Below are 14,196 nucleotides of genomic sequence, written 5' to 3'. Positions count from 1 at the left end.
ACCACCCCCCCCCCCCCCCCCCCCTCCCCCCCCCCCCCCCCCCCCCCCCCCCCCCCCCCCCCCCCCCACCCCACCCCCACCCCCCCCCCCCCCCCCCCCCCCCCCGCGACGTTTTGTCCGTTTCTCAGCACCGTCGCCGCCCGGCCGGAGAGGGGTGGATCACAGGGAGGTAACCGTCCCTTGACGTGCGGGCTGCCAGCAGGAAAGCTTCCGCCTAGCGGTTCGACATTGTCGAACGGCGGCCGGAGGGAACGTACCCAGGTACGAACCGCCGGAGACCGCTCGACTGCCCGGCCGCAGGGCTGCCTCCCGGGGACGGGACGCCCGAACCCGCCACGGTCCCCCCGCCGTGGTGCTCCCCCCACCTGCCTGCCACGGGCTCACCCTCAAGGCAACGGCCATACGGACAAAGGAGTCTTTGTGTCCGCCTTCTCCAACGGCGACATCTTCGTCGGCGAAACGCTCGGCACCGCCGCGCTGATACTCCTCGGTGGCGGCGTGTGCGCCGCCGTCACGCTCAAGAAGTCCAAGGCCCAGAACGCGGGCTGGGTGGCGATCACCTTCGGCTGGGGCTTCGCGGTCATGATCGCCGCGTACATGGTCGCCCCGAAGTCCGGCGCCCACCTCAACCCGGCGGTCACCCTGGCTCTCGCCGTCGAGAGCGGTGACTGGAGCAAGGTGCCGCTGTACCTCGGCTCGCAGTTGCTCGGTGCGATGATCGGCGCCGTGCTGGTCTGGCTGACCTACCTCGGCCAGTTCCAGGCCAACGAGGAGCCCACCCTCGGCATCTTCGCGACCGGGCCCGAGATCCGGAACCCGATCCAGAACCTGCTGACCGAGATCATCGCCACCATGGTCCTCTGCATGGCCATCCTCACCCAGGGCCTGACCAAGGGCGTCGGCCTCTCCGGCATCGGCGTGCTGATCACCGCCTTCACCGTGGTCGGCATCGGCCTCTCGCTCGGCGGCCCGACCGGCTACGCGATCAACCCGGTCCGCGACCTCGGCCCGCGCATCGTCCACTCGCTGCTGCCGATCCCCAACAAGGGCAGCTCGGACTGGAGCTACGCCTGGATCCCGGTGGCCGGCCCGATCATCGGCGGCCTGCTCTCCGGCCTGCTCTACAAGGGCCTGTTCTAACGCCGTCCGGGGTTTGCCCCGCTCCCACCCACGGGGACTGAGACTGCGTCAGACGCACCGGCCCCCTCCCTCCCCCATCTGAGCCGAGGACTTCGCATGACCACTGGCAACTACATCGCCGCGATCGACCAGGGCACCACCTCCAGCCGCTGCATCATCTTCGGCGCCGACGGCCGGATCGTCTCCGTCGACCAGCAGGAGCACCGGCAGATCTTCCCCCAGCCGGGCTGGGTCGAGCACGACGCCAGCGAGATCTGGACCCGGGTGCAGTCCGTGGTCCGCGGCGCGCTGGAGAAGGCCGGCCTGACCAAGGACGACATCCGCGCGATCGGCATCACCAACCAGCGCGAGACCACCGTGCTGTGGGACAAGAACACTGGCGAGCCCGTCCACAACGCGCTGGTCTGGCAGGACACCCGCACCGAGGCGCTCTGCCGCGAGCTCGGCCGCAACGTCGGCCAGGACCGCTTCCGCCGTGAGACCGGCCTGCCGCTGGCCAGCTACTTCGCCGGCCCGAAGATCCGCTGGCTGCTGGACAACGTCGAGGGCCTGCGCGAGCGCGCCGAGGCCGGCGACATCCTCTTCGGCACCATGGACACCTGGGTCATCTGGAACCTGACCGGCGGCGTCAACGGCGGCAAGCACGTCACCGACGTGACCAACGCCAGCCGGACCATGCTGATGAACCTGCACACGCTGGCCTGGGACGACAAGATCGCCGAGTCGATGGGCGTGCCGCTGACCGTCCTGCCGGAGATCCGCTCCTCCGCCGAGGTCTACGGCGAGGCCGTCGGCGACCTGGCCGGCGTCCCGGTCGCCTCCGCACTCGGCGACCAGCAGGCCGCGCTGTTCGGCCAGACCTGCTTCGACGAGGGCGAGGCCAAGTCCACCTACGGCACCGGCACCTTCCTGCTGCTCAACACCGGCGAGAAGGTCGTCAACTCGTACCACGGCCTGCTGACCACGGTCGGCTACCGGATCGGCGACCAGGCCCCGGTCTACGCCCTGGAGGGCTCGATCGCGGTCACCGGTTCGCTGGTGCAGTGGCTGCGCGACCAGCTCGGCATCATCTCGACGGCCGCCGAGATCGAGACCCTGGCGAACACCGTCGAGGACAACGGCGGCGCCTACTTCGTGCCGGCCTTCTCCGGCCTGTTCGCCCCGTACTGGCGCTCCGACGCCCGCGGCGTGATCGCCGGCCTGACCCGGTACGTCACCAAGGGCCACCTGGCCCGCGCCGTGCTGGAGGCCACCGCCTGGCAGACCCGCGAGGTCGTCGACGCCATGGAGAAGGACTCCGGCGTCGAGCTCACCGCCCTCAAGGTCGACGGCGGCATGACCTCCAACAACCTGCTGATGCAGAACATCGCGGACGTGCTGAACGCCCCGGTCGAGCGCCCGTTCGTGGCCGAGACCACCGCGCTCGGCGCCGCCTACGCGGCCGGCCTCGCGGTCGGCTTCTGGAACGACCTCGACACCCTGCGGGCCAACTGGCACCGCGCGGCCGAGTGGACCCCGCGCATGGACGAGGCCACCAGGGAGCGCGAGTACAAGAAGTGGCTCAAGGCCGTGGAGCGCACCATGGGCTGGGTCGAGGAGGAAGACCAGGAGAGCTGAGCCGTACGCCGGCCGGGGCGATGACGCCCCGGCCGGCTCACGAGTTTTCCCCGGCCTCCCCGGAGGCCGAACCGCAATTCGAGAGGAGAACCGGCGCCGCCCGCACCGCGGCCCGGAACACACACCATGGCAACCATCCCGACCCTGGGCGCCGAGCGCACCCCCGGCCGCACCGCTTCCCGCGCCGAGACCCGTGAGCTGCTGGGCAAGGCGACCTACGACCTGCTGGTGATCGGTGGCGGCATCCTCGGCACCGCGGTCGCCTGGACCGCCTCCCAGGCCGGCCTCAAGGTCGCCATGGTGGACGCGGGCGACTTCGCGGGCGCCACCTCCAGCGCCTCCTCCAAGCTGGTCCACGGCGGTCTGCGCTACCTGCAGACCGGCGCGGTCAAGCTGGTCGCGGAGAACCACAAGGAGCGCCGCGCGCTCTCCACCGACGTGGCCCCGCACCTGGTCAACCCGCTGACCTTCTTCGTGCCGGTCTACAAGGGCGGCCCGCACAGCGCCCCCAAGCTCGGCGCCGGTGTCTTCCTCTACTCCGCGCTCTCCGCCTTCCGCGACGGCATGGGCCGGGTCTCCACCGCCGCGCACGCCGCGCAGCAGGTGCCCGCGCTGCGTACCGAGGGCCTGCGCTCGGTCGCGGTCTACGGCGACCACCAGATGAACGACTCCCGGGTCGCCGTGATGACCGTCCGCGCGGCCGTCGACGCCGGCGCCGTGGTGCTCAACCACGCCGAGGTGACCGGCCTGCGGTTCACCGCCGGCCGGGTGACCGGTGCCGAGCTCAAGGACCGGCTGGACGGCACCGAGTTCGGCGTCAACGCCCGCCTGGTGCTCAACGCCACCGGCCCGTGGGTGGACCACCTGCGCGCGATGGAGGACGCCGGCTGCGCGCCGAGCATCCGCCTCTCCAAGGGCGCCCACGTGGTCGTCAAGCGCCGCACCCCGTGGCGCGCCGCGCTGACCATCCCGATCGACAAGTACCGGGTCTCCTTCGCCATCCCGTGGGAGGACCACGTCCTGCTCGGCACCACCGACGAGGAGTACACCGGCGACCCGAAGGACGTCCGGGCCACCGACGCCGACATCGACCAGATCATGGACGAGGCCGGCCACGCGATCCGCGACGAGCACCTCGACCGTGACCTGATCACCTACTCCTTCGCCGGCCTGCGGGTGCTGCCCGGCGGCCCCGGCGACACCGCCGCCGCCAAGCGCGAGACCGTGGTGACCGAGGGCAAGGGCGGGATGCTCTCGGTGGCCGGCGGCAAGTGGACCACCTACCGGCACATCGGCCGGACCGTGCTGGAGAAGCTGGCCCACGTCCGCGGCACCGGGATCGGCGACGACCTCAACCCCATCCCAGCCACCGTCCCGCTTCCCGGCATCGGCGCGCCGAACGCCGTCGCGCACCGGCTGCTGATCGACCGTGAGCCCGGCTCGCGGATGGAGCCGCTGGTCGCCAAGCACCTGGCCAGCCACTACGGCACGCTCTCCTTCGACATCGCGCGGATGATCGCCGAGGACCCGTCGCTGGGCGAGCCGATCCACCCGGACGGCCCGGACGTCTGGGCGCAGGTCGCCTTCGCCGCCGACAACGAGTGGGCGTACACCGCGGACGACGTGCTGCGCCGCCGCACCACCATGACGGTGCGCGGCTTCAACACGCCGGAGATCCAGCAGCAGGTCACCGACTTCCTGGCCAAGCGGGCGCAGGGCTGAACGGTCGAGGGCTGATCTGACGCGTCGGTGGGCGGGACCTCTTCGGGGTCCCGCCCACCGGCGTTCCCGGACGTGTCAGCGGTCCGGCGGAGAATCGCCGCATGGAGATTCGGATCGAGGGCCACCGGCTGCCGGGCCGCTCCTGCGCGCCCGGGCCGGGCTTCCCGGGCGCCGGGAACGTCCATGTCGCGGTGCAGCGCCGGAACCGGCGGGACGAACTGCTCGACCCGCAGCCGGGGGACGCGGCGGCGGTCGGCTGGACGCTGCCCTGCACGGTGGCGGCCGGCCCCGGCGGGGTGGAGCTGCGCGGGCCGTACGTCCAGGGGCGCCCGGGTGAGCGCTTCGTCTACCTGTCCTGGGGCGAGTTGGCCGAGGACGGGGCGTTCGGCATGTTCCGCCGGGCCAAGCTGCCGCTGGGCGCGGTCGACCCGACGGTGCTGGCGGCGGCCGTGGCGTCCGGGCGGCTGCTCGGCCGGCTCGCGCTCACCGACGCGAAGGGGCATCCGCTCTGCGCCCGGGTGGTGCCGCCGCTGATCACCTGGTCGGCGGCGGAGTCCGGCTGAGCCCGCGGCGACGCCACTGACCGGGTGTCACGCACGGTCACCGGCCGGGCGTCTAGGCTCGGGGCGACCACGTTTCCGCCGACGCTCCACCGACCCGGGAGGCGACACCAGCGTGACCAGGCCCCCTCTTCCGCACGACTTCCAGCGGCCCGTGCCCCCGTTCACCGTGACCAGCACCGACGTGCCGGACGGCGGCACCCTCGGCGAGGCGCAGGTGCTGGCCGGCGGAGACACCTCGCCGCAGCTGAGCTGGAGCGGGTTCCCGCCGGAGACCAAGAGCTTCGCCGTGACCTGCTTCGACCCGGACGCCCCGACCGGCAGCGGCTGGTGGCACTGGGTGCTCTTCGACCTCCCCGCGGACACCACCGAGCTGCCGACCGGGGCCGGCAGCGGCGACTTCCCCGGCCTGCCCGCCGGGGCGGTCCACGCGCGCAACGACTACGGCACCAAGAACTTCGGCGGCGCCGCACCGCCGGCCGGCCACGGCCCGCACCGCTACGTGTTCACCGTGCACGCGCTGAGCGTGGAGAAGCTCGGGCTGGACTCCGACACCTCGGCCGCGGCGATCGGCGGCACCCTCGGGTTCCTCGCGGTGGGCCGGGGCGGCGTCATCGCCGAGTACGAGAACAGGTAGCACGGCGGACGGCACGGCCCGGGCGGGCGCCGGTCCCGCCCGGGCCGTGCCGGGCGGTCCCGACCGTCTCGGACGGACCCGCTCGGACGAACCCTCTCAGACGATCATGCTGAGCGGCAGGAGAAGCCGGCATCGTTGACGTGCGAGAAGAAGAGCGAGCCGGCGCCGACCGCGAGCACCAGCAGCGCGGTGTGGCTGCTGGACATCCCAGCCGCGAGCGGGGAGACGATGCCGGCGGCGGTGACGGTGGCCACCGTGGCGGAGCCGGTGGCGAGCCGGATCAGCACCGCGATTCGCTGTTTGCACGCCATGTTGTGCTGCTGCGGCGGACGCCAGGGCTCCGACGGTGTCGAGTCACCGTCACCGCAGTTCATCCGACGCGGAGGCCCACTGAGAGGTGACCGCGGGGCCAGGCGGAGGCAGTACGCCGCGGTCGGCGCGCTCCTCCCATTGTTCGAGAAGGAACTCGGTGACGGCAACCGCGCTGTTGAGGGCGAGTCTGGCGTGCCGGGTGAAGGCTGGGCTGGGTGTCGAACGGCCATGTCCAAGTCCGAGTTGGTTGCGAAGCTCACCCAACGTCTGCACGGTGGTGACCAGCGTCCGGAGGATCTTCTGGGCAGCCTCACTCCCCTTCACGCTCGACGGTACGGAATCCGCCTTCAGCGAGAGGAGTTCGGCTACCTTGCGGTAGAGGGCCGGAAGATCGTCGGAGGGGCCGTGGCCAACGCCGCTGTGGTCGAGTATCACCTTGCACAGGCTCTCAACAAGCTCCTTGCTTGAGGCGATGGCGGCGGCCGGGTCCTTCTGCAGTCCGTCGCGGATGCGCACCAGATGCTCGTGCAGGACCCGCGGATCGGTGAGCGGGCGTCGGTCCTCCAGCCGCAGCTCTGGCGTGTCTCCGTGAAACGCGGCAGTTCTGACGCCCTTGAAGACGGGCAGGCCGCTGATCGTGCCGTCCTGGACGATTTGGTAGCCGTCGGCTGCGAGAAGGGTGTTGAAGGCATCCAGAAGCCGGTCACCCTCGCCCGGGTCCGGGCGTACGACAGGATGGAGCATCTCGGCGAGGAAGCGGAGCAAGGTGCTGTCGGAGCCGTCCAGCAACTCAAACCGGTCGTCAAAATACCCACTCATCGGGCCAGTCCTCGTTGTTCCAACGGTGCTGGACGATGTCCCGGCCGGCGTTGGCGAAGCGACGGTCGTTGCTGACCATGGACTCAAGGGCGTAGATCCGCCGGAGGAAGTCGTCCTCGTCGAGCCGCCCGGCCCAGGCCACCTTCTCGAGCGTGAGGGTGTCGAAGATGCGCCGACGGGTGACCTCGGTGATCTTCCGCTGTGGTGCCATCTCCCGCGCCTCCGTTCCTGGCGTGGCTCTCCGGATTGGGCAAGCATCCCAGTGCACGGCGCGCATTCCGCAGGGTTTTCGACAGCGACCGATTCGCGGCAGGGCGGCCTGCTCGCCACCGCGCCGCGGCCACCTGTTGCCTAGTCGGTGCGCGGCCCCGTCCGCTCTCGGCGCGGAGCCGGTTGGTCAACAGCCCTGGGCGGCCCGGGCGTCAGCGCTATCTGGTACACAGGACGATGGCGAAGCAGGGCACACTGCGTCCACTGCTGGTGAACAGTTACGAGGCGTCAGCCGATCGAATGCTCAGCCGGATCGCTGCCAGCCACGGCGACCGGCTCGCCATCAAAGCGCGGCTGGCCGATGTGGTGGAAATCGATCGCATGGACGGCCTGAGCCGACGCTCCCGATCCTATGCACTCTCCGCCCATCTCGACTTCCTGGTGGTGGACGCCCGGTCGTCCATCGCCCGTTTCGCAGTCGAGTTGGACGGCCGCCGGCACTTCCAGGATCCCGTCACCCAGGAGCGGGACCGGATCAAGGACGACATATGCGAGCAAGCGGGACTGCCGCTGCTCCGGATCACCAGCGAGTTCGGCCGCAAGGTCGGGCGGTGGCGGGTTCTGACCTTCCTCACGGAGGCCTTCTACCGTTCTACGGCCTTCGAGGAGGCGCAGGCCCAGGGCTATATTCCGTACGACGAGCCCTTCGACATGGGCAACTTCATCGAACACGACAGCAGGGGGCGGCCCATCTTCGGAACGCTCGACGCCGAGGCACTGGTCGATCTCCTGGAGGCCTTCCAGGCCGGTCATCTCCCGAGCCGACTGCCTGATGTCTTCTGCACCGCCGTACCCGAGCAGCGCGGAGTCCAAGCCCATTCCTGGCTGGCAGTCGCTCCAGACCGGTACCTGCTAGGAAAGACCGTTGCCCGGAACTTCCAGTTCCGCGGCATCAGCCCCAACGAACTGGTCGCACAGCTCGCGGTCGTCGAGATCGCCGAGCTAGCGCGGCAGTGGATCAGCGGCCAGGCCGTGGCCGTGAACATCCACAGCCTGCGGAAAGCCGTCGCGGAAGTCCAGACCGCAATCGATCGCGGTACCGCGGCGCTGATGGCTGCATACGGCGACGCACTGGCAGTGGGCGGCGCCGAAGGCCCCGTGATCCGCTTCCCTGCCGGAGACCTGCACCTCCCTACCAAGGCGTACACGAAGAAGCAGACATATTGACACTCTGCCAACCGTAGGCGCTGCAGGCTTTCGGAGGCCGCCCCGACTACGGCCGCAGCTGAGGCGGGGCGGAGTATGACGTGATCGAGCGCGCCAGTTGCGTGGCTGCAGTCGGCCTGGAGCAGTCCCAGAGGATGATCTCGCTCTGCGCCACGAGGTCGCCGTACTCCGACGGCAGGTTCGGCGGCTGCGGGGCAGGCCGAGCCCGGGGTCGGTGTCCGTGGTGCCTGATAGCGTGCCGGGCATGCCGCACCGCGCCACTCCGCACCGCACGGGCGACCTTTTGCCCCTGGCCGTCGCCGATGTCTTGTGGGCCGAGTTGATGGCCAACAGTGTGTTCCCGGCCGCTGGGCGAGCGTTCACCGGCTTCCCTGCCGATCCGCAGGTGGGGTACGTGCTGCTTGGCGCACGCGCGGTGCCGACGGTGAAGGGAGTCGGCGGCCGGTGGCATGTTCAAGAGGCCGATGTGCGCCGGGCGGCCGAGGAGCTACGTGCGGTCGAGGTGAGCAAGGTCGGCCTGGTCCGTGTCGCTCCTTTCCGCGGGTCGCTGAAAGCGGAGCAGAGGGACGGGCTGGCGCTGCGGTGGCGTCAGCGCCTGGGCCAGGAATGGGCCCGAGCCCGCGTCGATGCTGCCCCTGGGCGGTTGCTGCGCGGCAGCGACCATCTGCCGCATCTGGCGGGGATCGACTGGCGCCGGTCTCTGATGGAGCGGACCGGAGCGGGGACAGGAGGCACGTGGTGGCTACCTCGCACGCTGGTGAAGGTGCTGGACGCGGCCGAGCACGCCGAGGAGCGGTGGTTGCTGGCCGCGCGGACCTGCCAGAGGTGCGGCTCTGTGGCGGATCAGCCCGAGCAGTGGCGGATCCAGGCCGGCAGCAGCTGGCAGACGATCTGCCCCGATTGCCGCACAACAACGCTGCGCCCGTACAACGGGGAGCTGGAAGGCCACGTCTACTCGGTGCTCAGCAAGAAGCGCGCCTCGCTGGAGGTGTCCGGGTGGAAGTGCGCCGTCTGCCAGGAAGCACCCGCCTTCGCGGTCGACCACTGCCACGAGCACGGCTACGTCCGCGCGCCCGTCTGCCAGTCCTGCAACGCGCGGGAACGGCCGAACTACCTCTACAACAACGACGTATACGTGACCAGCCGCTACGCGCCCCTCTTCCATACCCACGCCGAGGACTGGCTGCGGCACTGGCACCGCTGCCCCGGCTGCCGCGCCCGCACCACGCTGCCATTGCCGCACCTGGCGGCACTAACCGCGCTCCTGGTCGGCGAACGGCTGCGTCCGACCCACCGCGCCCCACACACCTCCCGCGGGCGCACGCCCTGCGGTGAACTGCGCGCCTCCTGGACAGGCAGTCACAACGCGCCCAGCTCCTGCGTGATCACCCTGAGTGTGGACTACTGCCCCAGCGGGGAGCACCGCGTCCTGGCGCAAGTCCCCTACCGCGAGGCCGTCAACCGATTCCGCACCTGGCTCGCCGAGACAGCCCCGGCGGTGGCCGCCGCTGCCGGGCCCGGCCGCCATGACACGGTCCCCGTGCAGTTCCGGCCCGTCGTTCCGGACACCAGCAGCGAGGGCCTGACGCTGTTCTGAGCGTAGACCTGCTCTGCCAGTTCCCCGCCCTGGCGGCGTCGCCGACGTAGTCGAGGCGGATCCCGACGTCGGGATCCCGTCGGTCATCGCCGACGATCTCGACGGACGTGGTCGCCGACGTCGTCGGCCACCTCTCGGCCTGATCCGCCGAGGCCGGCAGGCCGGTGGGCCCGACATTCGTGTCGGGCCCACCGACATTCTTCAGTCCTCGCCCCGTGTGCGGGCGTAGACGTGCCAGTCGTCGGAGCTGGTGCCTCCGGGGAGCAGGTTGGTGCTGTCGTCGGTGAACACCACCGTCCTGCCGTTGTCGGAGACGTACGGGTCGATCGCGGCGCCGTCCTGCTGCGACCCGTCCGAGGCCGTACTGATGATCTCGGTGCGGCCGGTCGCCAGGTTCTGGCGGTAGAGGTCGTAGCGGGCCTGCGAGGCGCGGATGGTCGTGTCGGAGCAGCCGCCGGAGAAGTAGACCCACCGGTCGTCGGCGCTGATGGCCGCCGAGGGGTCCGCCCAGCAGATCGCCGCTGGGTTGGTCGAGGTGCGGATGCTCTTCACCTCGCCCGTCGACAGGTCCTGGAGGAACAGCTCGGTGCGGGCCTTGCCGCCCGGCAGCGGGGCCGCGCCGAGGGCGTAGGTGGCGTAGCGGCCGTCGGGGCTGAGCCGGATGGTCGGGGACGCCGCGCCGGCCGTGCCGTCGGCGGCGAGGCTGGCGAGGGTGGTGGTGCCGCGGTCCAGGTCGTGGGTGTAGAGGTTGGTGTAGCGCAGGAGGGGTACGTCGGCGGCGCCGTACGTCTGGGCCGCGGGTTGGAGCAGGTTCGTGGCGCTGGAGCTGAAGCCGACGGTGCTGCCGTCCGCGCTGATCGTCGGGTTGTCCGAGTCGTTGTCGGCTGCCTGCCCGTTCGCTCCGACCGATGCCAGGCGGGTGTGGCCGGTGACGCGGTCGGTGACGTAGATGTTCCGTGTGTTCGGTTTGACGGGGGCACCCGGCACGAGGTCGGTGCGGGTTGACATGTAGACGATGCTCCGGCCATCGGCGCTGATGGCCGGGTGGTAGGCGCCGACGTCGTTCTGGGCTCCGGCGGTCGGGGTGCCGGCGCTGACGAGCCGGGTGCGGCCCTTGACGAGGTCGCGGACGTAGACGTTGTACGCGCCGTTGGCGGGCTGCCCGGGGGCCACGTTGGCCGCGCCGCTGGAGAACACGACGTACCGGCCGTCGCCGCTGATCCCCGCGATGTCGTCGAGCGCGGTCAGCGGGGTGCCGTCGTCGGCCCGGCTGACGAGCTCGGTGCGGCCGGTGCACAGGTCACGGACGTACAGGCCGAAGCCGACCTGCGCGCCGTCCGGCACCAGGTTCGTCGCCGACGAGCTGAACAGCGCGTAGTGGCCGTTGCCGCTGACCCCGAGGAGCATCGACGCCTGGTCCGCCCGGGCGCCGTTCGCCCCGAGGTCTACCTGGGTGGTGGAGCCCCACGCCGGATCGGCCTGGGCGGGCGCGGCGGTGACGGCGACGGACGCGGCCGCCGCCAGCACGCAGGCGCCGAGCGCGAGTCGGCTTCTTGCGGGCGTCGTTCGGTTGGTCGGTTTCACGCTGATCTGTCCTCCCCGGATGACTACTCCGCCCCACCCCGGCGGGTTCAGGGAGAGCCAATCGCCGGACACCGCCGACGGTCAACGGGGGCGGAGGAATCCGACCGAAAAGAGTCGTCGGCCGATGGAGAGGGCCCCGGCTCCGCTCCGACTGATGGGTGACAGCGCGCCCAGGGCGGCGCGCGAGGCACCAGGAGGTCACTCGTCACCATGAAGTACATCGCGATGATCTATGGCAACCAGGAGAAGCACAACGCCTTCCCGGCGAAGCAGTGGCCGGCCGCGATCACCAGGTCGAAGCGCTCAACGCCACCTACCGCGGGAACGGCGAACCTCCCGGCCCGGGCACCGCCATAGCACTGGCCGGCGTCCTCAAGCCGGCGACCCCGTTGCTGCTCCCCCGCCGCGGCGCCCCTCGCCGAGCCGGAGCCGGCTGTCACGGCTGCCGGTCGGGGTGTTCGGTGTGGTCGTCCGTTTGGACGACCACACCGGGGCGGCTCGGCCGACGGTCAGTAGTTGACGATCTGCAGGGCGGCGGTGTCCCAGTTCACGCGGCCGCTCACATACATGGTGTCGCCGTCGGGACCGAGGACCAGGCCGTCTACGGAGGTCTCGTCCAGCCCACTCACCGTCTCGTCCGGCAGGGCCGCACCCGTGCGGGCGTCGAAGGCGAGTATCGAGGGGCCGTTGGCGAGGTCGTCGTCGACCACGTAGAGCCGGCGGCCGTCCGCGCTGATCCGCGGGTACTCCAGGTCCGGGTCGCCCTTCACCAGCGTGAGGTTCTTGGTGACGGTGTCGGTGGCGGGGTCGATCAGGTCACCGGTACCGGTGTCGAGGCCGTTCACCGCGAACAGGCGCCTGCCGTCCGGGGTGAACGCCAGCCAGTAGTCGTAGCCGTAGGCGGCGGAGGTGCCCGGGACAGCACCGACCAGGCTCGGTGCGGCCCCGGCCGTGCTCAGGTGCAGCACACCGGCACTGCTGCCGACGTACACGTCGTGATGGTGCGGCCGGACCACCACCGAGCCCAGTTCGTTCGTCGGCAGCTGGACCTGCGCGGTGAACGCCCGCTGGGCGGTGGCGAACTCCAGTACCCGGCCCTGCCCGTACTGGCGGTACGTCTCCGGCCCGTCCTGGGCCACATAGAGGGTGGACCCGTCGGGGCTGAGCGCCAGCCCCTCGGTCGTGCCCGGGCTCCAGCCGGTCGGGCGCGGCTGATCCGGCAGGGCGACCGAGGCGAGGACGGTCAGCGAGGCGGTGTCGACCACGCTCAGGCTCGGCCCGTTCAGCACGTACAACCGCGAGCCGCCGGCGCTGAGAGCCAGGTACGGGCTCCACTGATCGGTGCCCAGGACGAGTTGGCCGATGACCGTGTCGGCCTGGGTGTCTACCACCTTCAGCACGAGGTTGTTGTTCCCGTCGACCACCGCGACATAGGCCTTGCCACCGTCCGGGCTGACCACCGGCACGGCCTCCCCCGTGCCCACCGGGATCGTGGCCTCGTTGCCGGAAACCGGCCATGCCGTCCTGGCTGGCGCAGCCGCCGCGGCCCCACCCGCGGCCGGACCGAGCAGAGCCGCGACAGCCAAGGCCGCACTGCCCCAACGGAAAGCCTTCGCAAGAGACTTCATGTGTGTCTTCCCTCCCCATGGCACCGCACGACGCGCTGCCGCGGGGAACGCTAGACGCTGTCCGCTCAAAGCGGAAGAAGGCCCGGCGGCTCCCCCACGCCCCCTGGTCAGACCCGCGCGCAACCGCCCTGTGCCGGCCTTCGACCGCACGGCCGCCACACGGTGGGCCCCAGGACTGGCAGCGCCTCAGTCGACGGCGAAGACCCTGCGGGCATGCCGGCACCGACTCCCACTACGAAGCGGCACTACCTGCAAGCGAAGGTCGATGCCTTCCGCAACCGCAAGAAGACGAAATCGTCAAGATCGCATGTCAAAGGACAGCGCTGGAGGTGGCACATGAACCGCCACGAGTGCCACAACCACCACATCCCCGCAGGCCCTGCGCCGGGCCGAGGATCGTCAGTGCGCCCGCCTCGCCGTAGTTGCTGGTGAAGATCGGGGTTCCGGGTGGCAGCGCGGCGGCGGCTTGCCGCACCTGCTCGACGAACCCCTGCCACCCGTAGGTCTCGATCACCGTCGGGTTCAGCCCCCCGCACGGCGTCGGCCGCGCTCACCGGCAGCACCGGTAGTCCGGTCAGCAGTGCGGCCAGTGCGGACACCCCGATCGGCCTCGCCCAGCCGCCCCATCCCCTGGCCCGATCCCGGACCAACTGCGTCGACTCCCAGCGTGACAACGAACAACCGACTGGTCATCCGCCTCTTCGACCTACTCGACGCCGGGGCCCTGCCCGAGGTGGCCGCCCTGTTCGCCCCCGGCGCCCTCCACCTGCGGCCCGGCTTCGGACAGATGGAGGGGGCCGGATGCCACGGCAGGCCGCCAACCCGGCCAGGCCAGGCGTCTGTGTTCTTCGGGATCCTCGGCCCCTCCGGAGACGGGTCGGGGCGGGCGTGGGAGCGGCGCTGGCGGGCATCCCTGCGCCTGCGTCACCAACCGCAGCTCGAACAGCGTGTCCGTGATCAACACGGCCACCGGCACCGTCACCACCACCATCCCCGGCACCGTCCCGGTCGCGGGGGGGGGGGGGGGGGGGGGGGGGGGGGGGGGGGGGGGGGGGGCGGCCGGGGGGGGGGGGGGGGGGGAAAAAAAAAAAAAAAACCAACAAAAAAACCACCCCCACACCCTTCTGCTCCCTCCCCCCCCCC

12 protein-coding genes and 3 pseudogenes are annotated in these 14,196 nt (G+C 70.9%); 9 read left to right on the top strand and 6 right to left on the bottom strand.

The window, feature by feature from the left end; translation table 11 throughout:
- Positions 1-420 precede the first annotated feature (420 nt).
- The 5 genes from ACZ38L_RS24910 (at position 421) to ACZ38L_RS24890 (ending at position 5,676) form a co-directional block, all read left to right on the top strand.
- The gene (locus tag ACZ38L_RS24910; protein WP_396567303.1) at positions 421-1,140 is read left to right on the top strand and encodes an MIP/aquaporin family protein; all 720 of its coding nucleotides are present in this window, start codon (positions 421-423) and stop codon (positions 1,138-1,140) included.
- A 96-nt stretch (positions 1,141-1,236) separates the two neighbouring features.
- On the top strand, positions 1,237-2,757 hold the full coding sequence (glpK, locus tag ACZ38L_RS24905) for a glycerol kinase GlpK (RefSeq protein ID WP_465697238.1): 1,521 nt from the start codon (positions 1,237-1,239) through the stop codon (positions 2,755-2,757).
- A 126-nt stretch (positions 2,758-2,883) separates the two neighbouring features.
- A complete protein-coding gene (locus tag ACZ38L_RS24900) occupies positions 2,884-4,479 on the top strand; it encodes a glycerol-3-phosphate dehydrogenase/oxidase (protein WP_465697236.1) in 1,596 nt (531 codons plus the stop codon).
- A gap of 101 nt (positions 4,480-4,580) precedes the next feature.
- Complete coding sequence (locus ACZ38L_RS24895; protein ID WP_465697234.1) at positions 4,581-5,042, top strand: DUF5990 family protein; 462 nt, start codon at positions 4,581-4,583, stop codon at positions 5,040-5,042.
- Positions 5,043-5,154: 112 nt separating this feature from the next.
- On the top strand, positions 5,155-5,676 hold the full coding sequence (locus ACZ38L_RS24890; protein WP_465697232.1) for a YbhB/YbcL family Raf kinase inhibitor-like protein: 522 nt from the start codon (positions 5,155-5,157) through the stop codon (positions 5,674-5,676).
- Between the two features lie 122 nt (positions 5,677-5,798).
- On the opposite strand, the pseudogene ACZ38L_RS24885 reads toward ACZ38L_RS24890, so the two are convergent.
- From ACZ38L_RS24885 to ACZ38L_RS24875, 3 genes and pseudogenes are all read right to left on the bottom strand, one after another.
- Positions 5,799-5,972: pseudogene (locus ACZ38L_RS24885) on the bottom strand (GntT/GntP/DsdX family permease); the annotation flags it as partial.
- 64 nt (positions 5,973-6,036) lie between these two features.
- Positions 6,037-6,423, bottom strand: coding sequence for an abortive infection family protein (locus ACZ38L_RS24880; RefSeq protein WP_465697258.1), 387 nt, complete (start codon positions 6,421-6,423; stop codon positions 6,037-6,039).
- 141 nt (positions 6,424-6,564) lie between these two features.
- Positions 6,565-7,018: pseudogene (locus ACZ38L_RS24875) on the bottom strand (AbiJ-related protein); the annotation flags it as partial.
- 236 nt (positions 7,019-7,254) lie between these two features.
- Between ACZ38L_RS24875 and ACZ38L_RS24870 the strand changes: the two are divergent.
- Together ACZ38L_RS24870 and ACZ38L_RS24865 are read left to right on the top strand one after the other, a co-directional pair.
- A complete protein-coding gene (locus ACZ38L_RS24870) occupies positions 7,255-8,244 on the top strand; it encodes a DUF2726 domain-containing protein (protein ID WP_465697230.1) in 990 nt (329 codons plus the stop codon).
- 244 nt (positions 8,245-8,488) lie between these two features.
- On the top strand, positions 8,489-9,841 hold the full coding sequence (locus ACZ38L_RS24865; protein ID WP_465697228.1) for an endonuclease domain-containing protein: 1,353 nt from the start codon (positions 8,489-8,491) through the stop codon (positions 9,839-9,841).
- A gap of 201 nt (positions 9,842-10,042) precedes the next feature.
- Here ACZ38L_RS24865 and ACZ38L_RS24860 read toward each other — a convergent pair whose 3' ends face one another.
- Entirely contained in the window at positions 10,043-11,425 is a 1,383-nt protein-coding gene (locus ACZ38L_RS24860) for a TolB family protein (RefSeq protein ID WP_465697226.1), read from the bottom strand.
- Between the two features lie 210 nt (positions 11,426-11,635).
- Here ACZ38L_RS24860 and ACZ38L_RS24855 point away from each other — a divergent pair, with 210 nt between their 5' ends.
- A complete protein-coding gene (locus tag ACZ38L_RS24855) occupies positions 11,636-11,782 on the top strand; it encodes a hypothetical protein (protein ID WP_465697224.1) in 147 nt (48 codons plus the stop codon).
- A gap of 152 nt (positions 11,783-11,934) precedes the next feature.
- On the opposite strand, the gene ACZ38L_RS24850 is transcribed toward ACZ38L_RS24855, so the two are convergent.
- On the bottom strand, positions 11,935-13,053 hold the full coding sequence (locus ACZ38L_RS24850; protein WP_465697223.1) for a hypothetical protein: 1,119 nt from the start codon (positions 13,051-13,053) through the stop codon (positions 11,935-11,937).
- A 310-nt stretch (positions 13,054-13,363) separates the two neighbouring features.
- Positions 13,364-13,567 carry a hypothetical protein gene (locus ACZ38L_RS24845; RefSeq protein ID WP_465697221.1) on the bottom strand — a complete coding sequence of 68 codons (204 nt, stop codon included), beginning with the start codon at positions 13,565-13,567 and terminating at the stop codon, positions 13,364-13,366.
- A gap of 325 nt (positions 13,568-13,892) precedes the next feature.
- On the opposite strand from ACZ38L_RS24845, the pseudogene ACZ38L_RS24840 reads away from it, so the two are divergent.
- A pseudogene (locus ACZ38L_RS24840) lies at positions 13,893-14,196 on the top strand (hypothetical protein); the annotation flags it as partial.

Source organism: Kitasatospora sp. NPDC024654, assembly GCF_055559155.1.
The sequence above is the reverse complement of the archived record's forward strand: the minus strand, read 5'-3'. Positions and strand labels throughout refer to the sequence as shown.

What these genes read in the sequence shown, in the direction of transcription:
- ACZ38L_RS24855 (WP_465697224.1), top strand. Translation starts at nt 11,636, where the DNA reads ATGAAGTACATCGCGATGATCTATGGCAACCAGGAGAAGCACAACGCC.
- ACZ38L_RS24870 (WP_465697230.1), top strand. Translation starts at nt 7,255, where the DNA reads ATGGCGAAGCAGGGCACACTGCGTCCACTGCTGGTGAACAGTTACGAG.
- ACZ38L_RS24900 (WP_465697236.1), top strand. Translation starts at nt 2,884, where the DNA reads ATGGCAACCATCCCGACCCTGGGCGCCGAGCGCACCCCCGGCCGCACC.
- ACZ38L_RS24865 (WP_465697228.1), top strand. Translation starts at nt 8,489, where the DNA reads ATGCCGCACCGCGCCACTCCGCACCGCACGGGCGACCTTTTGCCCCTG.
- ACZ38L_RS24850 (WP_465697223.1), bottom strand. Translation starts at nt 13,053, where the DNA reads ATGAAGTCTCTTGCGAAGGCTTTCCGTTGGGGCAGTGCGGCCTTGGCT.
- ACZ38L_RS24895 (WP_465697234.1), top strand. Translation starts at nt 4,581, where the DNA reads ATGGAGATTCGGATCGAGGGCCACCGGCTGCCGGGCCGCTCCTGCGCG.
- glpK (WP_465697238.1), top strand. Translation starts at nt 1,237, where the DNA reads ATGACCACTGGCAACTACATCGCCGCGATCGACCAGGGCACCACCTCC.